The sequence below is a fragment of the Nocardioides daeguensis genome, from assembly GCF_019192965.1.
Classification (GTDB): Bacteria; Actinomycetota; Actinomycetes; order Propionibacteriales; family Nocardioidaceae; genus Nocardioides; species Nocardioides daeguensis.
Map to the genome: position 1 here is coordinate 39,276 of NZ_JAHTKU010000020.1, position 25,511 is coordinate 64,786.

Genomic DNA, 25,511 nt, shown 5'->3' on the forward strand with positions numbered 1-25,511 from the left:
GATTCAGGACCGGATCAGGAGTAGACGGAGGGCGACAGGGTGCCGATGTCGCGCATGTTGCGGTAGCTCTCGCGGTAGTCGAGGCCGTAGCCGACGACGAACTCGTTGGGGATGTCCCAGCCGACGTACTTGGGCTTCACCGGCATCTGCAGCGCCTCGGGCTTGCGCAGCAGGGTGGCGATCTCGACGCTCGCCGGGCCGCGCGAGCCCAGGTTGGAGGTCAGCCACGACAGGGTCAGGCCGGTGTCGATGATCTCGTCGACGATGAGGACGTGGCGCCCGGCGATGTCGGCGTCGAGGTCCTTGAGGATCCGGACCACGCCGGAGGACTTGGTGCCGGAGCCGTACGACGAGACCGCCATCCAGTCCATCTCGACGTGCTTGTTCAGAGCGCGGGCGAGGTCGGCCATGATCATCACCGCGCCGCGCAGCACGCCGACCAGGACGAGGTCCTTGCCGTCGTAGTCGCGCTCGATCTCGACCGCGAGCTCCTTCACCCGGTCCTGGATCTGCTTCTCCGTGAAGAGCACCTCGACCAGGTCGTCCGCGACGTCGCTCGCATGCATGGCGTCAGCCTGCCACAGCGGTACGGCGGAAGCGGAGGTGGGCGCGGTCGCGGTACGCCGTCACGTGGCCGGGGAGCTGGACCTCGCCGCTGATCTCGCCGCGGGCGAGCCGGGCGAGGGCGGTGACGTGGACGTGGAACAGCTCGGCGTCGACGGCTCCCGCATCGAGCGCGGCGAGGCGGAGCACCCGGCCGGCGAGGGCGGGGAGCAGGCCGGCCAAGGCGGCGAGCGGGAGGCCGTCGGGACCGGCCAGGTCGTCGTACGCCGTGGCGGCGAGGGCGTCGAGGGCCTCGACGTCGGCGCGGACCTGGTCGGCGGTGCGGGCCAGGGTGGCGGCGATGCCGGGGCCGAGCTCGTCCTCGAGGACGGGCAGCACGCGCTGGCGGACCCGGACCCGGGCGAAGCCGGGATCGCTGTTGTGGGGGTCGTCCCAGAACTCGATGCCGTCGGCCAGGCAGGCGGCGACGGTGTCGGCGCGGGCCACGTCGAGGAGCGGGCGGCGGTAGTGGTCGAACGCACGCCGCATCCCGGCCAGGCTGCGGCCCCCGGAGCCGCGGGCCAGGCCCAGGAGCACCGTCTCGGCCTGGTCGTCGCGGGTGTGGCCGAGCAGCACGACGGCCGCGCCGAGGTGCTCGCGGAGCTGGTCGAGGACGGCGTACCGGGCGCGGCGGGCGGCCGCCTCGATCCCGAGGCCCGCCGGGTCGACGTGGACCCGGGCGGTCGCGGTCTCGTCGGCGCCCAGGCCGGCCATCTGCGCGACGACCCGGGCGGCGTGCTCGCCGGAGCCCGCCTGGAGGCCGTGGTCGACGGTCGCGCCGACGATCCGCAGCCCCGCCTTGTGGCCCTCGAAGACGGCTCCGGCGAGCAGGGCGAGCGAGTCGGCGCCGCCCGAGCAGGCCACGACGACGGTAGTGCCGGGGTCGAGGTCGGCCAGCGTGCGTCGTACGCCGTGACGGACTGCGGCGATCGCCGGGTGGAGGCCCATGACAGCGACAGGTCAGGCCAGGACGCGCTTGACCCAGCCGTCGGGGTCGCTCAGCTCGGCCTTGCTGGGGAGGTTCTCCGGTCCGGCCCAGACGGCGTTGAACTCGTCCATGCCGACCTTGTCGACCACCGCGCGCACGAAGTGGGCGCCGTCGCGGTACTGCGCCATCTTGGCCTCCAAGCCGAGCAGCCGGCGCAGGACGCGGTCGAGGGTGCCGACGCCCTGGCGACGCTTGGTGAACTTCTTGCGGATCCGCGCGACGCTCGGGATGACCGTGGGGCCCACGTCGTCCATCACGACGTCGGCGTGGCCCTCGAGCAGCGACATCATCCCGGTGACCCGGTCGATGACGGCGAGCTGCTCGGGGGTGCTGAACATCTCGACGATGCTGCCGCCGTTGCGCCCGGCCTTGACCGCCTCGACGATCCGGTCGAGGCCGCCCTCGAGGATGCCGGACGGCTCGACGGTGTCGCTGATCGCCCGGATCTCCGAGAACAGGTGCTCGCGCATCCACGGTACGGCGGTGAACTGCACGCGGTGGGTCTCCTCGTGCAGGCAGACCCAGAGCCGGAAGTCGTGGGGGTCGACGGCGAGCTCGCGCTCGACGTGGACGATGTTGGGGGCGACCAGCAGCAGCCGGCCGTGGGGCTCGTGGAACGGGTCGAACTGGCCGAGCACCTTGCCCGCCAGGAACCCGAGCAGACCACCGACCTCGGCGCCGGTGACCTTCGCGCCTACCTTGAGCCCGATCCCGCTCGGCGGCTTGCTGGCGGCCAGCTTCTCGATCATCGGCCGGGTCGCGACGGCGAAGCCCTCAGCGTTGGCCTGCACCCAGCCCGGCCGGTCGACGACGAGGATCGGCGCGGTGCCCTCGGGCGCGTCCAACCCGGTGAACTCCCGCACCAGTCCGGTCGACCGGTGGGCGCCGGCCCGCAGCTCGGCCACCGCCTCGTCGGCCTCGGCCCGGCTGACCACCGGCCCGTCGCCCGCGAGCCGGGAGCCGAGCCCCACGGCGAGGCCCCAGTCGATCATCGGGGGCAGCGGTGCGGCGGGGGCGGTCATGCCCGGAAGCCTAGGCCGTCGCCCCAGCCCGGCACTGCCGCGCTGATCCCCGGGGGGATCAGCACCGGCAGGCGCCGAGGCCGGCGGCTGCGGTGTCCATGGTCGTGCGGGCCAGCAGGCCCTTGTCCTTCTTCACCTTGTCGGCCATGAGGGCGAAGGCGAGGAGGTGCCCCTGGGCGTCGACGGCGATGCCGGCCAGCGAGGTGACACCGGTGAGGGTGCCGGTCTTGGCGCGGACCCGGCCGCGGCCGGCCGCCGGGCCGAGGTCCATCCGGTCGGTCAGCGAGCCGGTGTAGCCGGCGACGGGGAGGGCGGCCAGGAGCGGACGGAGCTCGGGGTGCTCGGCGGAGGCGGCCAGGCGCAGCACGTCAACCAGCACGCCGGGGGCGAGCCGGTTGTCGCGGGACAGCCCGCTGCCGTCGTACAGGACCGAGCCGCGCAGGTCGATGCCGTTGGCGGCGAGCACCCGCTCGACGGCCTGCCGGCCGCTGGCGAAGGAGCCCTCGCCCTGGTCGGCGAGTCCGGCGTGGCGCAGCAGCACCTCGGCGGCGGCGTTGTCGCTGACCTCGACCAGCCGCTGCACGATCTGCGCGACGGTGGGACTGGTCACCCGGCCGACCTCGGTCGCGGTCGCGGGGGCGGTGGCGCGCACGGGGCCGCCCGTGAGCGTGATGCCGCGGCGGGCCAGCGCCTGGCCGAAGGTCGCGCCGGCCTCCAGCGCGGGGTCGGCGACCGGGCCGTTGCCCGGGAGCGGGCGCCCCTCGTCGACCCACAGCGCGCTGACCGGGTTGATCTCCTCGGGGATGTAGTCCGGCTTCCAGCTCGGGTGGACGGCCGGCCCGGTGAACAGCGAGTCGTCGACGCCGAGCGCGACGGTCGTGACGCCCGACTTCCTCAACGCGCGGGCGGTCCGCTGGGCGAGCGTGCGGACGTCGGCGCGCGGGGGGTCGTACGTCGACCCGTCCGCCGGCTTGCCCGGTGCGCGCGCCAGCAGCGGGTCGCCGCCGCCGACGAGCACCAGCCGGGGCGTCGTACCGGAGGTGTCGAGGACCGTGGTGGTCGCGAAGGTGTGCTCGGGCCCGAGCAGGAACAGGGCCGCGGCCGAGGTGACCAGCTTGGTGGTCGATGCGGGGATGGCGACCCCGGCGCCCTCGGCCGCCTCGTAGGCGTAGCCGGTGCCCTCGAGCGGGCCGACCGCAGCGATCACGTGGCGGCCCAGGTCGGGCGAGTCGAGCGGCGCGAGCGCCTGCTTCAGGGCGGCGCCGTCGAGCGCGGCAGTGCCGTCGGCGGCCGGCGCCACCGCCCCGGGCACGACGACCGGCGGGACGTCCACCTCCGGCGGGGGCGCGACGGCGGCCGGGTCGGCGGGGGCTCCGGAGTCGGCCCGTAGCTCGTCCCACCAGCGCTCGGCCCAGCCGGTCCGCCAGGCGAGGCCCGCGCCGGCCACCAGCGCGACCACGAGCAGCCCGGCGAGCGCCCGGCGAGCGCGGCCGCTACCCGGGTCGCGGTCCTTCTTCGCCACCGTCTCTCCTCCCGGACTGTGCTCCCGACTGCGCATTCCGGGACATTGTGCGGGACAATGCTGCGGACAACGGCGCCGGGCAGGTTTCACAGCTCCCGTGAGCACGTCCGCGCCTGACCCGATCGTCAGCCCCGACCGGGCCGAGAGTGTGGAGGAAGACTGTGCTTGAGTTCGACGTGCTCGTGGAGATCCCCAAGGGGAGCCGCAACAAGTACGAGGTCGACCACGAGACCGGGCGCATGCGCCTGGACCGCTTCCTGTTCACCTCCACGATGTACCCGGCCGACTACGGCTACATCGAGGACACCCTCGGCCAGGACGGCGACCCGCTCGACGCGTTGGTCCTGCTCCAGGAGCCGACCTTCCCGGGCTGCCTCATCAAGTGCCGCGCGATCGGCATGTTCCGGATGACCGACGAGGCCGGCGGCGACGACAAGGTCCTCTGCGTCCCGGCGGGCGACCCGCGCATGGAGCACCTGCGCGACATCAACCACGTGCCGAACTTCGACCGGCTCGAGATCCAGCACTTCTTCGAGGTCTACAAGGACCTCGAGCCCGGCAAGTCCGTCGAGGGCGCCGACTGGGTCGGCCGCGTCGAGGCCGAGGCCGAGATCAACGCCTCCTTCGAGCGGTTCAAGACGAACGGCCACTGACTCCTTGCGTTGAGCTGCCACTTCCTCACCGTTGAGGTCGCGCATCCGCGGCAGCTCGACGGTCTCGAAGGGGCAGGTCAACGGTGAGGAAGTGGCAACTCAACGAGGGGTCAACAGCATCGACAGCCCGGACGCGATCACGGCCGGGCTGTCGTCGTACTCGGGCGGCACGCTCACGTAGCTGAGGGCCAGCCGGGCGAGCGTCCGCGCCAGCGGCGGCAGGAGGGCGGGGTCGGCCTGCGGCCAGGCGGTGCGTGCGGCGGCCTCGAGCTGTCCGGCGACGCGGACCAGCAGCGGGCCGGCGTCGGTGGTGACGATCCGGACCAGGTCGTGGTGGGCGTCCCCGGCGCGGACCCGGTCGATCAGCGGGTCCTCCGCGGCGGTCTCGAGGAAGAGCCGCAGGCCTTCCTCCAGGCCCGTGCGTGGGTCGTCGGGGTGGGCGGTGAGGGTCTCGGCGATGAGCGCGCACAGCGCGTCGGCGAGGTGGACGGTGTACGCCTGGGCGAGACCGTAGCGGGACCCGAAGGCGTTGTAGAGCGTCTGCCGGCTCACGCCGGCGTCCCGGGCGACCGCTTCCAGCGTCACCTCCCCCCAGGGCTGCTCGAGGAGGAGGGCGCGCAGGGCCGCGAAGACGGCGGTGCGACGCTCCGCCACCGCGCTCACGCGCGCTTGACCCCGCGGAAGTAGGCCAGCGCGCCGCTGCGCTCGACGACGACGTCGGCGATGCCCTCCTCGGCCAACCAGGTCTGCAGGTCGGTGCTCGTGCAGCCAGGGCCGAGCAGGCCCGCGACGCGGCCGGCCCGGCGCAGCGGGCCGAAGCGGAGTCCGGTGTCGTTGAGCAGCGCGCTGCCGGTGAGCACGCCGCCGGGACGCAGCACCCGCGCCACCTCGACGACCGCGCGACGCGGGTCGGGGAAGCAGTGCAGGCCGGTGAAGGTGACGACCAGGTCGAAGGAATCGTCGGCGAACGGGAGGTCGCCGACGTCGGCGATCCGCGGCTGCACCTGGTCGGCGACGCCGCGCCTCGCGGCTGCCCGCGTCGTGCGGTCCAGCATGGTCTGCGCGATGTCGGCGGCGACGTACTCGACGCCCTGTCCGGGGCGCAGGCCGCGCAACGCGACCCCACCGCCGCAGGGAATGTCGAGGATCCGGCTGCCCGCGGGTTGGCGGCCGATCTCGTCGGCTGCCCGGTACAGACGCCGCAGATCGCTGTTGATGCCGACGCGCCACACGGCGCCGCCGGCGTTCGGGTGCTCCACGGTCCAGTCGTAGAAGGAGGCCCAGAGCGGGTCCTCGGACCAGCCGCCCAGCCCGGGGAGGTGGGACAGGGCCGAGCGGATCATGCCTCGCCTCCGATGAGCGCCTGCGCCCGCAGCAGCGCCTCCGGTACGGCGAACGCGTCGACGAGCTCGCGCGCGAGCGGCCGCACCCGGCGGCACAGCTCGCCCACCTCGCGGGTGATCGCCTTCGAGCGCTGGGCGGTCAACCGGCCGTGCTCGATGAACCAGGCGCGGTCGGCCTCGATCCCGGACAGGGCGTGCAGGTCGCACAGCAGGTTGAGGGTGAGCCGTAGGCCGCCGTCGTCCTCGGGCACCGAGGCGACCTTCTCGACGAACGCCTCCAGCACCAGCCGCTCGACGTGGGCGCGGGCAGCGGCGATCACGTGGTCCTGCACCCGGGAGAAGACCTCGCCGGGGTTCATCCCCGCGTCGACGCCGCGCTTGAGCCGCCGCGCGACACCGCCGATGAGGTGCTCCTCGCGGAAGCGGTACATCGCGAGGTGGTAGCTGGGGTCGCGCAGCCCGCTGTCGGCGTGCCAGTCGTCCTTGCCGCCGGGCAGCGCGTCGCGGATCTGCTCGAAGAGGCGGTGCACCCGGGTGCGCTCGAGGACGGTGTCGACGGCGAGCCCCGCGACGAACCGGACCATGCCGAGCTGGTCGAGGTCGGAGAAGTCGCTCGCGTAGTCGGTGAGCAGGCCCTTGCCGACCAGCTGCAGCAGGACGTGGTTGTCTCCCTCGAAGGTGGTGAAGACGTCGGTGTCGGCCTTGAGCGCCGCGAACCGGTTGACGGCGAGGTAGCCGGCGCCACCGCACGCCTCACGGCACTCCTGGACGGTGTCGGTCGCGTGCCAGGTCGCCAGCGCCTTCGTACCGGCCGCCCGGGACTCCAGCAGCCGCCGGGTCTCCTCGTCGTCGCGGACACCGGAGAACACGTCGTGCAGCTCCCCGGCCAGCACCTCCTGCGCGAAGTGCAGCGCATAGGTCCGCGCCAGCCGCGGGAACAGCCGGCGCTGGTGGAGCCCGTAGTCGAGGAGCAGCTGCTCGGCGCCCTCCTCGGTCCCGTCCTCGGTCCCGGTCTCGAACTGACGGCGCTGCAGGCCGTAGCGCACCGCGATGGTCAGCGCGGCCTTCGACGCGCTCACCCCCGCTGCGCCGACCGAGACCCGGCCCTGGACCAAGGTGCCGAGCATCGTGAAGAACCGCCGGCCGGCGCTCTCGATCTCGCTGACGTAGGTCCCGTCCTCGGTCACGTCGGCGAACCGGTTGAGCAACGCCTCGCGCGGCACCCGCACGCCGTCGAACCAGATCCGCCCGTTGTCGACGCCGTTGAGGCCCATCTTGGGGCCGTCGTCCTCGATCCGGACGCCGGGCAGGAGCGCGCCGTCCTCGTCGCGCAGGGGTACGACGAGGGCGTGCACGCCGTGCCCCTCGCCGCCCACCTCCAGCTGGGCGAACACCACCGCGACCCGCGCGTGCTTCGCGGCGTTGCCGATGTAGTCCTTGCCGGCCTCGGGGCTCGTCGTGGTGACCACGAACTCCGCGGTCGCGGCGTCGTAGGTGGCGACGGTTCCGAGCGCCTGCACGTTGCTGCCGTGGCCGGTCTCGGTCATCGCGAAGCAGCCGAGCAGGCGGCCGCTGACGACGTCGGCGAGGTAGGCGTCGTGGTGGCGCTGCGTGCCGAGCTGCAGGATCGCGCCGCCGAACAGGCCGAACTGCACCCCGACCTTCACGAGCACCGACAAGTCGCCGTACGCGAGGGTCTCGAAGGCGGCGATGGAAGCGCCGATGTCGCCCCCGCCGCCGTACTCCTTCGGGAAGCCCATGCCCGCGGCGCCGGTGCCGGCGATCTCCAGCACCACGTCCTTGACCCGTTCGCGGAACGCGTCACGCGACATCGTCTCGGCGTCCTCGAGCACGCCGGCGTAGGACGGCAGCAGCTCGCGCACGGTGCGGCGCACGTCGGCGTACGTCCCGTCGAGCAGCGCGGTGAGCCCGGCGACGTCGACCGTCAGCTCCGGGGGCGCGGTCGCAGTGGACTCCTCGGCCATGGGGCGAACCTAGCGTCCCGGTCAGGGCCGCGCGAAGAAGTCCGGGCTGCGCCAGTAGTCGATCGACTCCTCGGTGACCGGGCGTCCGGTGCGCGGAGCGTGGATGATGCGGCCCTCGCCGACGTAGAGCGCGACGTGGAAGATCGCGCCCGGGCCGCCGTCGGACCAGAACACGAGGTCGCCGGGGCGAAGCTGGTCGCGGGTGATCGGAGTGGACTGCTCGTACTGCGCCACCGAGTAGTGCGGCAGCGAGGTCCCGCCGGCGGCCCACGCCCTCGCCACGAGGCCGGAGCAGTCCCAGGCGTTCGGGCCGGCCGCGCCCCACCGGTAGGGCTCGCCGAGCTGGCCGCGGGCGAAGGCGATCGCGGCGGCCGCTCCGTCGGACGGCGCCGGCGCGGGGTCCGGGCCGGGTGCGGCGGCCTTCGCGTCCTGCTTCACCGCCTCCGCGTCGGCGGCGGCTTTGACGGCGGCCGCCTCGGCGGCCGCCTCCGCGTCGACGGCGGCCTGGTAGGCCCCGGCGACGGCGACGCTGACGCCCTGGAGGCGGGCGAGCCGCTTCACGAGCCGGGTGCGGCGGCCCTCGATCCGCGCCGTGACCGCCTCCGCCTCTCGGGCCGCGGCCCGGGCCCGGTCACGCGCGACCCGCGCGTCGGCGAGGGTCCGCTCCGCCTCGGCCGTGGCCGCGGTGGCCGCGTCGGCAGCACTGGCGGCGGCGGCCGACGCGTCGACGTACGCGTCGCGGCGCTGGTCGAAGAGGGCCTGGACGTGCTCGTCGGCCGCGGACCGCTCGAGCAGGCTGTCGATGCCGTCGGCGTCGACGAACGCCTCCACGACGGACAGCTCGAGGCCCATGCCCTGCGCCGCGATGACCGCCTCGCGGTAGGCCTCCTTGTGGACGGCCAGCGCCTGGTCGGCGGCCGCCGCGTCGGCCGTGGCGCGCCGCTCGGTCGCACGCGCCCGGCGCGCCGCCCAGCGGGCCCCGTTCCAGGCCTCTGTGGCCTTCGCGGCCCGGACCGTGGCGCCGTCGAGCTCCGCGGCCGCAGCGGCCATGCGCTGCTGGATCGCGGCGACCTCGCCCTCGGCGCCCGCCGCCCGATCCCGGGCCGCCCGGACGTCCGCGGCACTCGGGACACCCGAGGTGGTCGGGGCGCTCGGCGTGCTCGATGTGGTCGACGGGCCCGGGTCGGCGGGCGGGTCAGCCTGTGCCCCGGGGACGCAGACCACCGCCGTCAGGACGAGGGCAGCCAGGCCGGAACCGATGCTCGGGGAACGCACTTGCGTCACCGTAGTGCGCTTTTGTCACATGCGAAACAAAAATCTCAGAAATCACAGAGGGCTGCGGCGTGTCGGGTTGACGAATTACATGGTTGTCATTCTGTCGAGCGGAGGTAGTTTCACCGGCCGGCCGGTGAAACTGTCGGGGGTTGGACGACAAAACTCATTTCCAGCCCCGATCGGGCCTCAGTCCACCTCGACCGGCACCTTCGAGGTGGTCGTGGTGGGGTGCGAGTGCAGGCGCCGGTCGAACTTCTGGCCGCTGGCGATGCCCCCGACGTAGAAGGAGACGACGGCGATCGCGATGCCGGCGAGGTCGTCGGCGACGTAGTGCCAGCCGAAGTAGAGGGTGGCGACGACGGTGAGGCCGAAGTTCACCCAGAACACGATCTTGAGGATCTGCGAGCGCAGCGTGTACTGGACCATCAGCGCGAAGAGCAGGGTGATCGCGCAGTGCAGGCTGGCGAAGCCGGCGATGGAGTTGACCGACTCGGTCGCGCCGCCGTACAGCACGTTCCCTCGGGCTCTGACGATCGAGTTCATCAAGTCGGTGGTGCCGGTGTGGGCGAGGCCGCCGACGCCGTAGTACTCCGAGGTGTAGGCGATGCCGGGCCCCAGGGTCGGCAGCAGGTAGTAGGACAGCGTGCCGAGCGACCAGGCGAGGCACTGCGAGGTCACGAACCAGTAGCCGAAGGAGTAGTTGCGCGACCAGACCAGCCACGCGGTGACGGCGAGAGGCACCAGCGGCAGGAACATCAGGTAGATCGGCGAGAGGATCTCCGCGGTGACCGTCTTGCCGAGCAGCCCGTGCAGCACGTCGCTCGGGTCGTGGCCGAAGAAGATGACGCGGTCGAGGATGTGCAGCTCGCGGTCGAACGACAGGGCCCGGACCTCGCCGGGGGCGGCGTTCGGGTCGGAGCGCACGAACGGCAGGAACGACTTGAGGTTCCGGTAGCTGACGTAGGTCAGGTAGAAGCCGATGACGCCGATCGCGACGAGCGTCGCGCGCTCCCTCGTCCAGTGCGTGCGCAGCCGCTCGCGGACGACCGGCACCACCCGGCTCGGGCGGCCGTGGGCCTTCCACAGCGCCAGCGGCAGCAGGTCGAGCAGGAGGGCACCCAGGAGCAGCAGCGGCAGCCGGATGTACGACGGTCCGAGGAAGCTCCCCTCGGGGTCGAGGAGTCGGCGATCGAGCTTCCACGCGGTGAGGGCCGCGAGGCCCAGCATGAGCGCGGCCGTGCCGATGAGAAGGGTGTAGGCGCGGCGGTACACCCGAGGGATCCTACGGTGCGCTGCCAGCGGGTTCCGCGGCAGCGCCCGGCAGGACGGCGATCGCGTGCTCCACCACACGTACGGCGACCCGCTGGCCGGGCTCCGCGACCCAGCCCGGGACCCCGACGGCGTCCAGCTCGCCGACGCCGTCGACGCTCACGACGAGCCGGCCGGCGTCCGGCGTCGGGCGGAAGCTGCGGACGGTCGCGGGGATCCCGTCGCCCCTCTCGGGGCCGGCCAGCACGGCGGCCGGTCGCAGTGCGACGGGGCCCGTGGCGCGGCCGAGGAGAGCGGTGGCGGCGCGCGGCCCCAGGACGCGGGCGTAGCCGAGGAACAGGGCGGTGTCGGCGTCGGCCGGGTGCGCCCAGACCGAACCGGTGGGGCCCTCCTGGACGATGCGGCCCTCCCGCATGACCGCCAGCCGGTCCGCGACGGCGAAGGCCTCGTCCTGGTCGTGCGTGACGAGCAGGGCCGTCGTACCGGACTCGGTGAGGATGCGCCGCAGGTCGGCGGCGAGCCGGCCGCGCAGACCGGCGTCGAGGGCGCTCAGCGGCTCGTCGAGCAACAGCAGCCGCGGTCGCGCGGCCAGCGAGCGGGCCAGGGCGACGCGTTGCCGCTCGCCGCCGGAAAGGGTGCGGGGCAGCCGGCCGCCGTACCCGCCGAGACCGACCAGGTCGAGCAGGTCGTCGACCTCGGCCCGGACGGCGGCCCGGGAGGCGCCCTGCAGACGGCGGGCGTAGCCGATGTTGCGGGCGACCGTCAGGTGGTCGAAGAGCTGGCCGTCTTGGAACATCAGCGCGAACCCGCGCCGGTGGGTGGGTACGCCGGCGAGGTCGGCGCCGTCCCAGCCGATCCGGCCGGACGTCAGCGGCTCGAGGCCCGCGACCGCCCGTAGCAGCGTGGACTTCCCGCAGCCGGACGGCCCGAGGACCGCCAACACGTGGCCGTCCTCGACGCTCAGGTCGACGGCGTCGACCACCACCGCCCCGTCGAAGGCGACGCTGACTCCCTGCAGCTCCAGGCTCACCACGACCCCACTCCCGGCACACGCAGCCGCTCGACGACGAGGATGACACCCGCCGTCACGGCGGCCAGCACCACCGACGCGGCCATGGCGGTGCCGTAGTTGAGGGCGCCCGGGTGCCCGAGCAGCCGGTAGATGACGACCGGCAGGGTCGGCTCGGCCGGCCGCACGATGAACGAGGTCGCGCCGAACTCCCCCAGGGACACGGCGAACGCGAAGCCCGCGGCGGCCAGCAACGGTCGCCAGACGACGGCCAGGTCGACGCTCAGCAGGGTGCGCAGCGGCCCGGCGCCGAGCGACGCGGCGGCCTGGCGTTGGCGGTCGTCGATCCCGGCGAGCACCGGGACCAGGGTGCGCACGACGAGCGGCAGCGCCACGAGGGCCTGGGCGATCGGCACCAGCAGCGGGCTGGCGCGCAGGTCGAGCGGCGGCTGGTCGAGCGCGATGAGGAAGCCGAAGCCGAGGGTGACCGCCGAGACGCCGAGGGGCAGCATGAAGAAGCCGTCCAGCACCGCCCGCGCCCGCCTGCCGGCCCGGGTGCGCACCCTCCGGGTCACCACGAACGCGACGACCAGCCCGAGCGCGAGGGACATCCAGGTCGCGTCGACCGCGATCCGCAGCGAGGCCGCGAGCGCGTCGGTGACCGACACCTGCAGCAGGCCGTCGGCCGAGCCGCCGAGGGCGCGGTAGAAGTCGAGGCTCCACCGGCCCTCGCGGCGTACCGAGCCCACCGCCAGCGTGAGGACCGGCACGGACACCAGCGCGAGGGTGAGCACCGTGACGGCGAGGGCGGGGACGTCACGCGGGCGCGGCCGGGCGGGCGGGGCAGCGACCCGCCGCACCGTCGGGTCGGGTACGGCGCGCAGCCGGCCGACCACGACGAGCAGGGCCACGACCGCCAGCATCTGCACGAGCGAGAGCGCCGCGGCGGCGGGCAGGTCGAGCAGGTCGGCGGTGAGCAGGTAGATCTCGGTCTCGACGGAGGAGTACCGGACCCCGCCGAGCACCAGCACGACGCCGAAGGCGGTCGCGCAGAACAGGAAGACGACGCTGGCGGCGGAGACGATCGCCGGGCGCAGCGCGGGCAGGGTGACCGTCCGCAGCACCTGGACCGGCGTGGCGCCGAGCGCGGCCGCGGCCTCGGCGGGCCGGCGGTCCAGGCCCTCCCAGGCGACGCCGACGGTACGGATCACGACGGCCACGTTGAAGAAGACCAGCCCGATCAGGATCGCGACCGGCGTCCCGTCGAGGTCGAGGAACCCGAGGGTGCCCGAGGCCGCGATGAGCTCGCGGACCGCGAGCCCGACGACCACGGTCGGCAGCACGAACGGCACGAGCAGCGCCGTACGGACGAGGGCGCGGCCGGGGAAGCGGAGCCGGTGCACGACGTAGGCGGCAGGCAGGCCCAGCAAGACGGCGAGCGCGGTCGCGACGCTGCTCGTCCAGACGGTGAACCACAGCACCCGGGCCGTGCGGGGACGGCGCAGCACGTCGAGCACCGCGCCGGGGTCGAAGGCCCCCTCGGGCCACACGCCGCGGTGGAGCATCGCGCCGACGGGCAGCACGAAGAAGACCGCGACGACGGCCACCGGGACCGCGGCGAGCAGTCCCAGCGCCAGTCGTCGGGCCATCGTCGCACCGCCTACCGGGAGACGATCTCCGTCCACTGCTCCAGCCACGCCTTGCGCTCCTTGGCGATCTCGGAGGGAGCCACCTGCTCGGTCGTCTCGGGCCGCTCGGCGAACTTCGCCCAGTCGGCCGGCAGCTCGACGTCGGTGGCGACCGGGAAGACGTACATCGACTCGGGCAGCGCTGCCTGCACCTGCGGCGAGAGCAGCCAGTCGATCACGGCCCGCGCGCCGTCGGTGTTGGTCGTCTCCCCGCGCAGCACGCCGGCGTACTCCACCTGCTCGAAACAGCCGTCGAGCAGCGCGCTGGTGGTCGTCTCGTCCCCCGACTTGTTCAGCGTGAACGCCGGCGAGGAGTCGTAGGACACCACGATCGGCCGGTCACCGCCGGAGAAGGTGAAGTCGGTGAAGTAGGCGTCGGACCAGCCCTTGACCACCTTGGCGCCGTTGTCGACGAGCCGGGTCCAGTACGACGACCAGTCGGCGCCGTACTTCGCGATCGTGGCCAGCAGGAACGCCAGGCCGGGTGAGCTGGTGCTGGCGCCGGGGATCACGAAGAGGTCCTTGTAGGCGGGCTTCGTGAGGTCATCGAGGCTCGTCGGCGCGGGGACGCCCTTCGCGGCGAACCAGGCGTCGTCGATGTTGACGCACACGTTGCCGGTGTCGACCGGGGTGAGCGCGTCGTCGTCGTCGCCGTCGAGCTCGTAGGCGTCCGCGCCCTGCGGGAGGCTCGGGGCGTAGGGGGCGAACACGCCCTCGTCGATCGCGCGCGTGGCGAAGGTGTTGTCGACGCCGAACACCACGTCGCCGACCGGCTTGTCCTTGGTCAGCACCAGCTCGTTGGTGAGCGCGCCGGCGTCCTCGAGCTTGCTGATCTCGAGGCGGTAGCCGGTGTCCTTCTCGAAGGCCGTCACCAGGTCCTTGGGGAGGTTGAACGACTCGTGGGTGACCAGGGTGACCGTCGTGTCACCGCCCTCCTTGCTGTCGCTCTCGCTGCCGATCAGCGAGCAGCTGCTCGCGAGGAGGGCGGTCGTGGAGAGGGCCACGAGGGTGCGGCCGGTGAGCGTGCGCATACGCATCGGTTGACTCCCTTCGCCGGTGCTAACCGGATCAGGTTCGGAGGGTCTGCGGCCCACGCCGCACTCTCAGCACCCGCTGGTGCTCCCCTGTCGGACCCGGCCAGTTTAGGACCTGCCGTCGGCCGGTCGCGCGGGTGTGCACCGCGCCCCATGCGATCTGGCTGTGTTCAGGTCGATTTCGCGACCAACTCGCATGGGGCGCGGTGCACCCGGCAGGTCAGGACGCGGTGTAGACGACGCCGTCCGGGTGGTCCACGGCGCTCACCTGGCCGCGGGCGACGAGCAGGTCGAGGTGCGCCTTGGTCTCCATCGCGGCCATGCCCTGACTGAACACGTCGAGCTCGCCGAACGCCCGCTCGTGGCGGGTCCAGCCCAGGTCCTTCGCGACGACGAGCGAGGTGACCGAGCCACGCTCCTTGACCGCGGCGAGGCACAGGTCGAGCCGGTGCTCGTGGTGGGCGAGCAGCTCGTCGACGCGCTGGTACGACGACGGCGCGACCGGGCCGTGCGCGGGCAGGATGCGCAGGTCGGGCAGCTCACGGACCCGGGCCAGGGACGCCATGAACTGACCGAGGGGCTGGTCAGCGGCCGGCACCGTGAAGCCGATGGACGGCGTGATCGTGGGCAGCACGTGGTCACCGGAGAACAGCACGCCCTCGGCCTGGTCGGCGAAGACGTAGTGGCCGGGGGTGTGGCCCGGCGTGTGCACCGCGTCGATCCGGCGCCGGCCGACGTCGAAGGAGCGGTCGCCCTCGAGCCAGGTGTCGGGGAACGCCCAGTCGACGGCCTGCGGCAGGTCGCCCGGTCCGGCCGCCCACAGCGCGGCGATCTCCTCGGCGCCGGCGGTGCGCAGCACGGCGAGGAAGGGGCTCTCGTCGAGGCCGTCGCGGCTGGCGCGGTGGAGCAGCTCGAGGGCGGGCTGCTCCTCGCGACCGAGCGCCACGTCGGCGCCGTACTCGTGGCCCAGGACGGTGGCCAGGGTGAAGTGGTCGCGGTGCACGTGGGTGACCAGGAACCGCTTGATGTCCCCGAATCCCGAGCCGATCGAGCGCAGCGACGTGTCGAGCAGCTCCCGCGCGACCGGGATCGACCAGCCGCCGTCGATGAGGGTGAGCCCGTCGTCGCCCTGGACGACGTAGACGTTGACCGCCTTGAGCGCGTCCATCGGCAGCGGCAGCGGGATCCGGTGGATGCCCTCCGCGACCTCCCACGCGCCCTCGTCTGCCCAGTACCGGCCCGAGTCCGGCGAGACGGCGTGTCCGGTGGCGATCCCTCCCGTGGTCATGGTCGCACTCTAGGCGCCGTTCACATCGGGACGGAGGTCGGGTAGGTGGAGGTCGAGGTTCGGTTCCTGGATGCCGCCGTCGACCTCGAGCATCTTGCCGGTGACGTACTTGCCGGCCGGGGAGGCCAGGTAGACCACCGCCGCGGCGATGTCCTCGGCCTCGCCGATCCGGCCCAGCGGGGTCGCCTCCTCGAGCTGGCTCTTCATCTCCGGCACGCCCGCGACGAACTCCAGCGCGCTGGTCATCACCGAGCCGACGAACACGCCGTTGACCCGGATCTCCGGGTTGAGGTCGGTCGCGGCGAGCCGCGACCAGTGCGCGAGCGCGGCCTTGGCGGTGCCGTAGGCGAGGTAGCCGCGACCCGCCAGCCGGCCCATGGCCGAGGAGATCGAGGTGATCGACTTCTGTCGCCCCTCGCCGGCCGACCTCAGCATCAGCGGGACGGCGGCCCGGCTCAGCGCGTGGGCCGTGGCGACGTTGAAGTGGAAGGCCTCCTCCAGGTAGGCCACGTCGGTGTCGAGGAAGGCGTTGGGGATGGTGCCGCCCACGTTGTTGACCACCACGTCGAGGCGGCCGAACGCGTCGTACGCCTGCTGGGCGAGGCCGGCGACCTCGTCGGTGTGCGCCAGGTTGGCAGGGACGACGAGCGCGCGGCGCCCGGCGTCCTCGATCCGCGCGGCGACCTCCTTGAGCTGACCCTCGGTGCGCGCGGAGATGACGACGTCGGCACCGGCCTCGGCGAGGGCGACCGCCGTGGCGGCACCGATCCCGCGGCCGGCGCCGGTGACGACGGCGACGTGGTCGGTCAGGCGGAACCGGTCGAGGATGCTCATCACTTCTCCTGGGCTGCGGTGTTGGTGCCGGCGACCAGGCCACGGCCGGTGACCAGCGGCAGGTCGAGGACGGTGACCAGGCCGGGCTCGGCGGCCACGACGGCAGGGATCGCGTTGATCAGCCGCTGCGCGGTGACGATCATCCCGGAGACGTTGTGGTCGCCGTGCTCGCCGTGGTGGGTGAACTCGAGCTTCATGCACGGCTCGCCGGTGATCTCGACCCGGTAGCAGCCGTCGCCCTCGGCGGGCGTGGGCCACTCCGGGACCTGGTCGGGCGCCGTACGCGTGACGTGCTCGAGGGTGATCCGCGGGACCCCGTCGACGGTGCCGATGACGCGGAAGCGGACGGCCCCCATGGTGCCTTCCGCCACGTCCAGCGACACGGTCTTCGTGTCGCGCTCCGCCGGGCGCCGGTCGACCTCCTCGACCAGCGGCTCGTCGAGCGTCACGCCCAGCCCGGCCGCGATCACCCGCACCACCGGGCCCCACGCGGTGGTGAGGATGCCCGGCTCCCAAAGCAGCGGAGTGGCGGCCCCGTCGTCGAGCGGCTCCCCGAAGCCGAACAGGTCACGCATGACGACGGGCTGGTAGTACGTCGAGTAGTCGGCGATCTCGCTGACGGTGACGTGGTCGATGCGCTGGCTGAGGCTGGTCAGCACGAGCGGCAGCAGGTCGTTGGCGAAGCCCGGGTCGATGCCGTTGACGTGCAGGCTCGCGTTGCCCTGCCGGCCCGCCTCGTCGATGGCCTCGATCATCTCGTCGGGCAGCGTGCCCGCGCGGTGGAGCAGGATGACCGGCCCCGACGACACCACGTTGACGCCGTCGCGGATCAGCTCGGTCAGGTCCGCGATCGCCTCGAAGACCCGGTCGTCGGTCATCGCGGCGTGCACGACGCAGTCGGGGCGCAGCGCGACCAGCTCGTCGCGGTCGGTGGTCGCCCTGACGCCGAGCTCGCGGTCCAGGCCGGCGAGCAGGCCGGCGTCCTGGCCGTGCTTCTCCGGCGTCGAGGTCCACACCCCGACCAGCTCGAGGTCGGGATGGGCGTCGACGCCGACGATCGCGTGCCGTCCGATCGTGCCCGTGGACCAGACGACGACCCGCAGCGGCTTCTCGGGGATGACCTGTGACATGCGGGCCAATGTAGAACGAGTTCTAGTTTCTGGGAATGGGTTGGCCGGTGCCAGTTTCACCGGCCGGCCGGTGAAACTGGCGCTGGGACGAGGAAGCTTCCTCGTCCCAGCGCCAGTTTCCTCGTCCAGGTTCGCGTTACGTCAGCCTGTTCGCGGGGTCAGCGAGGCACCGGGATGACCTCGTCGGCCGCCCACTCGGGGCAGCGGGTGCCCGAGTAGATCGTCGGCATGCACCGGTTGCAGTGGATGCAGATACCCGCGGCCGCCGTCCCCGCCTGGAGGCGGTTGACCAGGTCCGGCTCACGCAGCAGGGCCCGGCCCATCACGACGAAGTCGAAGCCGTCGGCCATCGCCTGCCGCATGGTCTCGAGCCGGTTGATCCCGCCGAGGAGCATGAGCGGCATCGCGACGGCGCCGCGCAGCTCGAGCGCCTTGGGGCGGAAGTAGGCCTCCTCGAAGGCATAGCGCTTCATGAAGCCCCGGCCCACCGGGGTCTTCATGCCCCACCTCACCAGCGGCGGCATGGTCTCGGCGAACTCGGCGACGGGGGCGTCGCCGCGGAAGAGGTACATCGGGTTCATCAGCGACGAGCCGCCCGAGAGCTGGAGCGCGTCGAGGTGGCCGTCGGCCTCGAGCAGCTGGGCCAGCTCGATGCTCATCGGCGTGGTCACACCGCCCTTGAAGCCGTCAGAGACGGAGACCTTGGCGGTGACCGCGACGGCGTCCCCGACCTCCTCGCGTACGACGCGCGCGACCTGCCGCGCGAGCCGGGCCCGACGCTCGAGCGGGCCGCCCCAGCGGTCGCGGCGGCGGTTGAGGCCCGGGGCGAGGAAGGAGGAGATGAGGTACGAGTGCGCCATGTGCAGCTCGAGCACGTCGAACCCGGCCCGGACCAGGGTGCGGGCGGCGTCGACGTACGCCCGGGTGACGCGGGTCAGGTCCTGCTCGGAGGCCGAGCGGATCATCTGCATCGACAGCGGGCTCGGCATCGCGCTGGCCGCGATGGCCGGCACGCCGTTGGAGCGGCCGTTGGCGACCGGACCGGCGTGCCCGACCTGCCCGGCGATCTTGGCACCCGTCGCGTGGATCTCGTCGGCGAGGCGGCTCAGCCCGGGGAGAGTCGGCTCCCCCACCACGATCTGCTCGCGGTGGGTCCGGCCGTCGGGCGCGACCGCGAGATAGGCGACCGTGGTCAGCCCGACGCCGCCGGCCGCCGGCGCGCGGTGGTAGGCGATGAGCTCGTCGGTGACGACGCCGTCGGGCGTGCGGCCCTCGAAGGTGGCGGCCTTGACCGTGCGGTTGCGGAGCCGGACCGGACCGAGGGCGACCGGGGCGAAGACGTCGGGAGCGTTCACGCGCGCACCCTAGCGCTGAAACTAGAACGAATTCTAGATATGGCGGCAGCGGAAAGTGAGCGAAAAGTGAGAACTCGTCATCTATTGCCGATCCGGTGACCGTCCTAGGCTCGCCGTCATGGCCAAGACCCTCTGGCGCGACCGCAACGACTCGCTCGACCCGGAGACCGACTACGTCGAGATCTACCAGAACCTGGCGCTCTACGAGTTCACCTGGGACCTGACCCAGGCCCTGAGCTTCGCGCTGTTCCGGACCTACGCGGTGCCGAGCATCGGGCGGCTCCTCGACCAGACCGGCGCGTTCACGGGCGCCGTCCAGAAGCGGTACGACGACACCGCCCTGCTCCTCGAGGCGCCCTTCGTGCACGGCTTCGACTCCGAGGCCGGCAAGACCGCGATGCGGCGGATCAACCAGATGCACCGCATGTACGACATCTCCAACGACGACTTCTTGTACGTACTCTCGACCTTCGTCGTGGTCCCCAGGCGCTGGCTCGACGACTACGGCTGGCGCGCCCTCACCGACACCGAGCTGCGCGCGAGCGTCAACTACTACCGGGCGCTGGGCAGGCACATGGGGATCAAGGACATCCCGGAGACCTACGACGCCTTCGCGCAGCTGATGGACGACTACGAGCGCGCGCACTTCGAGTTCGACGCGGGCGGGCGGCGGGTCGCCGACGCCACGCTGCGCCTGCTCACCACGTTCTACCCGCGGCCGCTGCGCAAGCCGGTCGCGCTGTTCAGCCGCGGGCTGATGGACCAGCCACTGCTCGACGCCTTCGCCTACACCGACCCCGGCCCCCTGGTGCGCCGGCTCAGCGTCGGCGCGATGCGGGTCCGGGCCCGGCTGCTGCGCTACACCCCGTCGAACCGGGTGCCGACGTACACGGCGGACCTGCCCCGGATCAAGAGCTACCCGGACGGCTTCCGACTGGCCGATCTCGGCACCTTCCCGGTCCCCGGCGCCGGGGGCTGCCCCGTGCGCCACGACGCCAGCGCCTGAGCCGGGTCCGCTCAGAAGGAGGCCGCGCAGGCCTCCTCCACCACCGCGGGTGGCACCGTGCGGATCACGGCGACCGGGCCGTCGCCCTCCCGGGTCAGCAGGCCGTCGGCGTCCGTGCGCCAGGTCCCGCGCTCGGCCCCCTGCTGAGTGGGCAGACCGGCGAGGAGGGCGGCTGCGGCCGCGAGGTCCCACCACCGGTCGAGAGTGCCGGGCGTCGCGATCCGGCCGACGACCGGCGCTGCCAGCGCGTCCGGCGTCCCCGGGGGTACAGCGTCCGCGGGCACCAGGGTGACGGGGACCGCGCCGGCGAGGGCCGGGTCGAGGACGGCGGCGAGCGCGCCCGGGTCGGCGGCGGCGTTCCACTCCGCGACACCGTCGTCGCGGCCGGGCTGCGTCGAGCCGGCCATGGCGTGGATCCCCGCCAGGTCGCGGTACGCCGGCGGGTCGCGTCGCGCGAGCTCGGCGAGGTTGGTCAGCGGCCCGAGGGCCACCACCGTGAGACCGGGTGCGCGGGTGGCCAGGTCGGCGAGCAGGCCGGGGGCATCGGCGTCGACGACGGGCACCGGCGCGACGTCCAGGTCCAGGCCGGACCCGCGGGCGGAATCCGTGCGCCACGGCGCGGGGAACGGGCGGGCGCCGCTGGGCGACTCACCGGGACCGCAGGCCACGGGTGGCACCGGCGCGTCGAGGTCCCGGAAGAGGGCGGCGAGGATCGGGCGCCCGTCGGCGCAGCCGACCAAGCCGGTCGCGGCGATGGTCACCGCCTCCACCCGGACGCCCGGATGACGTACCAGGAGCGCGAGGGCGAGCAGGTCGTCGCGGCCGAGATCGGTGTCGACGACGACCCGTCGCGCGTCCGGGGCCTTCGCCGGAGCCGCGGCCAGCGGCCCGGGCGGCACGGGCGGCACCGGCTCGCCGTCGCCCTCGGCCGGCGCGCACGCCACGAGGAGCGTCGCGCACAGGGTGGCTGCGAGGGCGGCGGGCCTCACGGGGCGACGACCTGCTGCAGGCCGACCCCGAGCACGGCGACGACCAGACCGACGCCGACGAGCACCCGGCGGGCCCGGCCGGGCAGGGCGATCCCGGCGGCGATTGCGGCCAGGCCCACGACGTACAGGTCGTGCCACGCAGCCAGCCACGGCGAGACGACCAGGCGTGCCCAGTAGTCCTGGTACTCCCCGGGCGCGGAGAGCAGCCAGTGCGCGGGGAAGGTGGCCGGGTCGGCGTCCCACGCGCCGGCCCGCACCGAGAACGGCTGCACCTGCAAGGGCGCGAGCAGGCGGGCGAGGTCGCCGGAGAAGATCCAGTACGTCGCGCCGCACAGGAACCAGAACACGGTCAGCACCACGGTGCTCGCCGCCCGACTGCGGACCACGTGCACCACCGCCGCACCGAGAGCGACCGCGAACGCCGCGAGCAGGACCGGCTGCAGCAGCTCGGGCAGCGTGTAGACCGCGTGGTCGGTACGCCCGGGGTCGTCGCCGAGGCGCACGCCGCCAGCGGCGCGCAGGACCACGGCACCGACGCCGACCACCACTGCGGCCAGCAGGACGAGGACGAGGCCGGCGAGCAGGCGAGCGGCCGCACGCGCGCCCGGCGCCATCGGTGCGTCGTCGGCGACACCGGACCGCCCGCGGGCGAAGCTGCCGGTCATGGCGACCGAGAAGCCCAGCCACATCGGGGTCAGTGCTGCCTGGTAGCCGTCGTAGCGCGCACTGGCCCAGTCGCCGTCGGTCTGCAGCAACCACCAGCCGCAGGCCAGGATCCCGAGCCAGGTCGCCGGGTGGCGCAGCAGGTGGCGGGCCTCGAGCAAGGCCAGGCTCCGGACCGGGCCGCTGAGCGACCGGGCGGCGCGCGCGGGCGGCGTGGCAGGCACGGCGGTCATCGAGTCCTCCGGGGGTCGCGGGTGGAGCGGGCGACGCCGAGGAGCCCGACGGTGGTGGCGACCAGGCAGGTCGGCCAGGGGTGGGACTGCCAGGCGAAGAGCGCGTCGCCGACGGCACCTCCGGGCGTCGCCACGGCAGTGAAGGCCCAGCACAAGGGCACCGCGGCCCCCGCGCTGACCCCGACACGTCCGGGGACCCACGCGGTGACGGCGAGCCCGCAGGCGAGCAGGGCGGCGGGCTGGCCGAGCGGCCAGCCCGGCTCGCTGTGCAGATGCTCCCCCGCGACGTAGGCGCCCCACGCGCCTGCGGCTGCGGGAACGAGCAGCACGAGCCGGCGCGCCCGGCGCCGCACCTCGGACACGGGGACCGCCGCGAGCAGGTCGGCGGCCCGGTCGTGCAGGCCACCGACGACGGCGGCGGCGAGCGCCGCACCGGCGATGCCCGGCAGGTCGGGCCGGCCGGCGTCGAGCAGTCCCCGGACCACCGCGAGCGCCGCCAGCGCGCACACGCAGCCGAGCAGCGGAGACCAGGTGGTGGCACGCAGGGTCGGCGCCATCCACGCCGTCATCCGTGCTCCCGGCGGGCGAGCAGGAGGTAGCCGTCGTCGAGGGTCGGCTCGACCACGGTCGCACCGCTCGGCGGCTCGCCGAGGTGCCGGTAGCTGCCGGCCGAGGTGAGCCAGCTGCGCAGCGCCTGCGGGTCCTGGCGCTCGTCCTCCCAGACCCGCCCGGCGGCGAGGTCGGCCAGCTCGGCCGGCGTGCCGGTGAACACGATGCGACCCTCGAGCATGACCGCGACCTGGCGGCACAGCGCGGAGACCTCGCTGATGTTGTGGGTGGAGAGCAGCACCGTCGGGGTGTCGGCCAGCAAGGAGCGCAGCCGCAGCCGCTGGTCCGGGTCGAGGCCGTTGGCGGGCTCGTCGAGCACGAGCAGCTCGGGGCGCCCGACCAGGGCCGCCGCGAGCGCGACCCGTTGCCGCATGCCGCCCGAGAGCCGGCGGATCCTGCGGTGCATCACGTCCTCGAGGCCGACGGCCTCGAGGACCCGTCGGACCTCCACACGACGCCGTGCGGCGTCGGTGTGCTCCTTGAGGACCGCGACGTAGTCGACGAAGTCGAAGGGCGTGAAGCCCCCGTACAGGCCCGGGTTCTGCGGCAGGTATCCGAGCCGGCGACGGATCTCGACCAGCTGCCGGTGGTCGGCAGGATCACGTCCCAGGATCGACAGGGACCCGCTGTCGGGCGCGAGCACGGTCGCGGCCATCCGCAGCAGCGTGCTCTTGCCGGCGCCGTTCGGGCCGAGCAGTCCCACGATCCCGCCCGCGGCGCTGAGCGAGACCGCATCCACGGCGCTGTGGGCACCGAAGCGCTTGGTGACGTGGTCGAGGCTCAGGCCCATCACATGCTCCTCCGGTAGCCGATCTCGTCGCGTCGTACGACGACCAGGGCTGCGGCGCCCACCGCGACGGCGAGCGCGACCCACTGGGTGACGGGGTCCGCGAGCAGGGCGGTGACGGAGCGGGCGTCGATGCCGCCTCCGGACCGTCCCAGCGCGATCGCGGACGTCGCCCAGGTCGCGGAGATGCCGATGGCGACGGGGAGCGGGTCGACCCGCGTCGTGCCGAGGGCGAGGGTGACCGCGGCGAGCGCCGCCCCCGGCAGCAGCCAGGCGACCGCGTCGCTGGCCGGGATCGGCTGCCCCACGGCCGAGACGAGGGCCAGCGAGCCATAGACCACGGGGAGCGCCAGCGCGGCGACGACCAGCGCGCGCAGCGCCACCAGGCGCAGCCCGGCGACCGGCGCGACGAGCCCGATCTCGCCGGCCGGGTCCTGCGCGGGCCGGTAGGCGAGAGTGACCGCGGCCATCGGGGTGAGCGGGGCGAGCACCAGCAGCGCGAGCAACCCGCCCTCTCCCGCGATCGCGGACGCGAGCAGTGGCACCAGACCGAGCACCAGTGCGGCGCTCGCCGCGGCGCGGAGCAGCGGCGGCGTCGCGACAGCGGTCCGGAGCAGCCCGGGCGCACCGGCGAGCTGGAGCCACGAGCGCCGGGAGGTCCGGTCGACGTCGTCGGCCAGACGCAGCCAGGCCGCATCGGTGCTCGCGGCGTCGGTGAGGGTCGCGAGCAGCGCCCGGCACTCGGCGCAGGCGAGCAGGTGGGTCTCGGCGGAGCTGTCGCGCACCGTGCGCTGGGAGGCGGACCGGAGGTAGGCCCCCAGCTCCTCGGCGGACAGGTGCCAGGTGGGCTGGGTCGTCACAGCAGTGCCTCTCTCAGCTGGAGCCGCGCGCGGCTCATCCTGCTCTTCACGGTGCCACTGGGGATCCCGAGCAGCCGGCCGGCCTCCCGGGTGGTCAGGCCGTCGAGGACGGTGGCCTCGACGACGGCCCGCAGCTCGGGGGCGAGCCGCCCGAGCGCCATGCCGACGTCGCTGTTGTGCAGCGCGAGCAGCACGGTCTCCTCGGTCGACACGACGTCGTCGTGCCGCAGCCGGGTCAGCCGCTCGACCACGGACTTCCGCGGGCGGACGTGGTGGAGCAGGGTGCGGATCGCGATGCCCCAGATCCAGGCGGCGACCTCGCCGTCCCCGCGGTACGAGCCCGGCTTCTGCCAGATCACGAGGAAGGTGTCGTTGACCGCCTCGGCGACGATCTCGGGGTCGGCGCACCGGTGGGACGCGCGCGCGGAGAGCCACGGCTGGTGCCGTACGAACAGCTCGTGCAGCGCTCCCCGGTCGCGCTCGGCGATCGCCGCGAGGAGCTCGCGATCGCTACGTCGGTCTTCGGTCACACTGCTCTGTTCCTACGAGGCCCCGGATCGGTTCACGGGGATTCTCGGGTCAGTGTGGCCCGGGTTGTCGCCGCGCACCTGACGAATGGGCTGTGAACCCAGCAGATCTACAGCCCGTGCGTCGGGTGCGACGGGCTCACCCGGCCGTCGAGGACCGGCTGCTCCGGGAGCGGGCGGGCACACAGCGCGTCGGCCGCGGCACCGTCCATGCCGAAGGCGCGCAGCACGCGGGCGGTCATCCGGTCCGCGAGCGCGCCCGCGTCGGCGTCCGGGTCGGCGTCGAGCATCTGCAGCAGCCCGAGCAGTGCGCCGCCGGCGGCCATCAGGCCGAGCCGCGGCGACTCGACGTCGAAGCGACCGGCGTCGACCGCGTCGTGGATGTGGCGCTGGGCGAGGGGGGCCAGGCCCCGGTCGCGCAGCAGGATGCCGGTGCCCTCGTTAAGCAGCACCCGCACCATCTCCGGGACCTGGCGCTGAAGGCGCCCCGTCATCCGGAAGCTGACCGCGAACACCTCGGCCGGGTCGTCGTACCCGGCGACGATCTCCTCCAGCAGCGCCGCATAGGTGACCAGCACCGAGTCGACGGCCGCCTCGAAGAGCGCCTCCTTGCTCTCGAAGTGGTTGTAGAAGCTGCCGAAGCCGACGTCGGCGGCATCGGTGATCTGCTGGATGCTCACCGCCGAGCGGCCCTCGGCGAGGAAGCCCTGGGCCGCACCGAGCAGCGCCGCCCGGGTGCGTTCCTTGCGCCGGTCCCCCCGGCTCGGCCCCGCCGCCGCTTCGCTCGCCATGGCCCGAGCATAACTGATGACTTCATCAGAACGTCTTGACAGAGTGTT

Annotated in this window: 25 protein-coding genes and 1 riboswitch; of the genes, 2 read left to right on the top strand and 23 right to left on the bottom strand. The window is 73.4% G+C overall.

Annotation, left to right across the window (positions count from 1 at the left end; genetic code table 11):
- Positions 1 to 14: 14 nt before the first annotated feature.
- Genes hpt through dacB form a run of 4 tightly spaced genes read right to left on the bottom strand, consistent with a single transcriptional unit; the run spans position 15 to position 4,135 of the window.
- Entirely contained in the window at positions 15 to 566 is a 552-nt protein-coding gene (hpt, locus tag KU893_RS16110) for a hypoxanthine phosphoribosyltransferase (RefSeq protein WP_218235406.1), read from the bottom strand.
- A 4-nt stretch (positions 567 to 570) separates the two neighbouring features.
- Positions 571 to 1,551 carry a tRNA lysidine(34) synthetase TilS gene (gene tilS / locus KU893_RS16115; RefSeq protein ID WP_218235407.1) on the bottom strand — a complete coding sequence of 327 codons (981 nt, stop codon included), beginning with the start codon at positions 1,549 to 1,551 and terminating at the stop codon, positions 571 to 573.
- 12 nt (positions 1,552 to 1,563) lie between these two features.
- Positions 1,564 to 2,613 carry an Rv3626c family coenzyme F420 biosynthesis-associated protein gene (locus tag KU893_RS16120; RefSeq protein WP_246592743.1) on the bottom strand — a complete coding sequence of 350 codons (1,050 nt, stop codon included), beginning with the start codon at positions 2,611 to 2,613 and terminating at the stop codon, positions 1,564 to 1,566.
- 58 nt (positions 2,614 to 2,671) lie between these two features.
- Positions 2,672 to 4,135, bottom strand: a complete 1,464-nt coding sequence (gene dacB, locus KU893_RS16125; RefSeq protein ID WP_218235408.1) for a D-alanyl-D-alanine carboxypeptidase/D-alanyl-D-alanine endopeptidase — start codon at positions 4,133 to 4,135, stop codon at positions 2,672 to 2,674.
- 161 nt (positions 4,136 to 4,296) lie between these two features.
- Between dacB and KU893_RS16130 the strand changes: the two genes are divergently transcribed.
- The gene (locus tag KU893_RS16130) at positions 4,297 to 4,788 is read left to right on the top strand and encodes an inorganic diphosphatase (RefSeq protein ID WP_218235409.1); all 492 of its coding nucleotides are present in this window, start codon (positions 4,297 to 4,299) and stop codon (positions 4,786 to 4,788) included.
- 99 nt (positions 4,789 to 4,887) lie between these two features.
- On the opposite strand, the gene KU893_RS16135 is transcribed toward KU893_RS16130, so the two are convergent.
- From KU893_RS16135 to KU893_RS23665, 12 genes are all read right to left on the bottom strand, one after another.
- Entirely contained in the window at positions 4,888 to 5,451 is a 564-nt protein-coding gene (locus KU893_RS16135) for a TetR/AcrR family transcriptional regulator (protein WP_218235410.1), read from the bottom strand.
- Complete coding sequence (locus tag KU893_RS16140; RefSeq protein ID WP_218235411.1) at positions 5,448 to 6,131, bottom strand: class I SAM-dependent methyltransferase; 684 nt, start codon at positions 6,129 to 6,131, stop codon at positions 5,448 to 5,450. Before KU893_RS16140 ends, KU893_RS16135 begins: the two co-directional genes overlap by 4 nt.
- Entirely contained in the window at positions 6,128 to 8,116 is a 1,989-nt protein-coding gene (locus KU893_RS16145) for an acyl-CoA dehydrogenase family protein (RefSeq protein ID WP_218235412.1), read from the bottom strand. Before KU893_RS16145 ends, KU893_RS16140 begins: the two co-directional genes overlap by 4 nt.
- A 21-nt stretch (positions 8,117 to 8,137) precedes the next feature.
- The gene (locus tag KU893_RS16150; RefSeq protein ID WP_218235413.1) at positions 8,138 to 9,391 is read right to left on the bottom strand and encodes a C40 family peptidase; all 1,254 of its coding nucleotides are present in this window, start codon (positions 9,389 to 9,391) and stop codon (positions 8,138 to 8,140) included.
- Between the two features lie 186 nt (positions 9,392 to 9,577).
- Positions 9,578 to 10,663, bottom strand: coding sequence for a phosphatase PAP2 family protein (locus KU893_RS16155; protein ID WP_257441384.1), 1,086 nt, complete (start codon positions 10,661 to 10,663; stop codon positions 9,578 to 9,580).
- A 10-nt stretch (positions 10,664 to 10,673) separates the two neighbouring features.
- Complete coding sequence (locus KU893_RS16160; RefSeq protein WP_218235414.1) at positions 10,674 to 11,690, bottom strand: ABC transporter ATP-binding protein; 1,017 nt, start codon at positions 11,688 to 11,690, stop codon at positions 10,674 to 10,676.
- Entirely contained in the window at positions 11,687 to 13,318 is a 1,632-nt protein-coding gene (locus KU893_RS16165; protein ID WP_218235415.1) for an ABC transporter permease, read from the bottom strand. The genes KU893_RS16160 and KU893_RS16165 overlap by 4 nt, the downstream gene beginning before the upstream one ends.
- A gap of 11 nt (positions 13,319 to 13,329) precedes the next feature.
- A complete protein-coding gene (locus KU893_RS16170; RefSeq protein ID WP_218235416.1) occupies positions 13,330 to 14,394 on the bottom strand; it encodes a thiamine ABC transporter substrate-binding protein in 1,065 nt (354 codons plus the stop codon).
- Positions 14,386 to 14,493, bottom strand: a riboswitch (TPP riboswitch). Its footprint overlaps the gene before it by 9 nt.
- Positions 14,494 to 14,611: 118 nt before the next feature.
- On the bottom strand, positions 14,612 to 15,679 hold the full coding sequence (locus tag KU893_RS16175; RefSeq protein ID WP_218235417.1) for an MBL fold metallo-hydrolase: 1,068 nt from the start codon (positions 15,677 to 15,679) through the stop codon (positions 14,612 to 14,614).
- A gap of 9 nt (positions 15,680 to 15,688) precedes the next feature.
- Entirely contained in the window at positions 15,689 to 16,513 is an 825-nt protein-coding gene (locus tag KU893_RS16180; RefSeq protein ID WP_218235418.1) for an SDR family oxidoreductase, read from the bottom strand.
- Positions 16,513 to 17,643 carry an NAD(P)H-dependent amine dehydrogenase family protein gene (locus tag KU893_RS16185; RefSeq protein WP_218235419.1) on the bottom strand — a complete coding sequence of 377 codons (1,131 nt, stop codon included), beginning with the start codon at positions 17,641 to 17,643 and terminating at the stop codon, positions 16,513 to 16,515. The genes KU893_RS16180 and KU893_RS16185 overlap by 1 nt, the downstream gene beginning before the upstream one ends.
- 158 nt (positions 17,644 to 17,801) lie before the next feature.
- Complete coding sequence (locus KU893_RS23665; protein ID WP_218235420.1) at positions 17,802 to 18,998, bottom strand: oxidoreductase; 1,197 nt, start codon at positions 18,996 to 18,998, stop codon at positions 17,802 to 17,804.
- A 118-nt stretch (positions 18,999 to 19,116) separates the two neighbouring features.
- On the opposite strand from KU893_RS23665, the gene KU893_RS16195 reads away from it, so the two are divergent.
- Positions 19,117 to 20,004, top strand: coding sequence for an oxygenase MpaB family protein (locus tag KU893_RS16195; protein ID WP_218235421.1), 888 nt, complete (start codon positions 19,117 to 19,119; stop codon positions 20,002 to 20,004).
- Between the two features lie 11 nt (positions 20,005 to 20,015).
- Here the strand turns inward: KU893_RS16195 and KU893_RS16200 are convergent, their stop codons facing one another.
- The 7 genes from KU893_RS16200 to KU893_RS16230 form a co-directional block, all read right to left on the bottom strand.
- Positions 20,016 to 20,993, bottom strand: coding sequence for a nucleoside hydrolase (locus KU893_RS16200; RefSeq protein WP_218235422.1), 978 nt, complete (start codon positions 20,991 to 20,993; stop codon positions 20,016 to 20,018).
- Positions 20,990 to 21,889 carry a hypothetical protein gene (locus KU893_RS16205; protein WP_218235423.1) on the bottom strand — a complete coding sequence of 300 codons (900 nt, stop codon included), beginning with the start codon at positions 21,887 to 21,889 and terminating at the stop codon, positions 20,990 to 20,992. The genes KU893_RS16200 and KU893_RS16205 overlap by 4 nt, the downstream gene beginning before the upstream one ends.
- Positions 21,886 to 22,458, bottom strand: coding sequence for a hypothetical protein (locus tag KU893_RS16210; protein ID WP_218235424.1), 573 nt, complete (start codon positions 22,456 to 22,458; stop codon positions 21,886 to 21,888). The genes KU893_RS16205 and KU893_RS16210 overlap by 4 nt, the downstream gene beginning before the upstream one ends.
- Positions 22,455 to 23,288, bottom strand: a complete 834-nt coding sequence (locus KU893_RS16215) for an ABC transporter ATP-binding protein (protein ID WP_218235425.1) — start codon at positions 23,286 to 23,288, stop codon at positions 22,455 to 22,457. Before KU893_RS16215 ends, KU893_RS16210 begins: the two co-directional genes overlap by 4 nt.
- A complete protein-coding gene (locus KU893_RS16220; protein WP_218235426.1) occupies positions 23,288 to 24,145 on the bottom strand; it encodes a hypothetical protein in 858 nt (285 codons plus the stop codon). The genes KU893_RS16215 and KU893_RS16220 overlap by 1 nt, the downstream gene beginning before the upstream one ends.
- Positions 24,142 to 24,675 (bottom strand): RNA polymerase sigma factor, encoded by a 534-nt coding sequence (locus KU893_RS16225; RefSeq protein WP_218235427.1) that lies wholly within the window; start codon positions 24,673 to 24,675, stop codon positions 24,142 to 24,144. The genes KU893_RS16220 and KU893_RS16225 overlap by 4 nt, the downstream gene beginning before the upstream one ends.
- A gap of 107 nt (positions 24,676 to 24,782) precedes the next feature.
- A complete protein-coding gene (locus tag KU893_RS16230; RefSeq protein WP_218235428.1) occupies positions 24,783 to 25,463 on the bottom strand; it encodes a TetR/AcrR family transcriptional regulator in 681 nt (226 codons plus the stop codon).
- Positions 25,464 to 25,511: the final 48 nt, after the last annotated feature.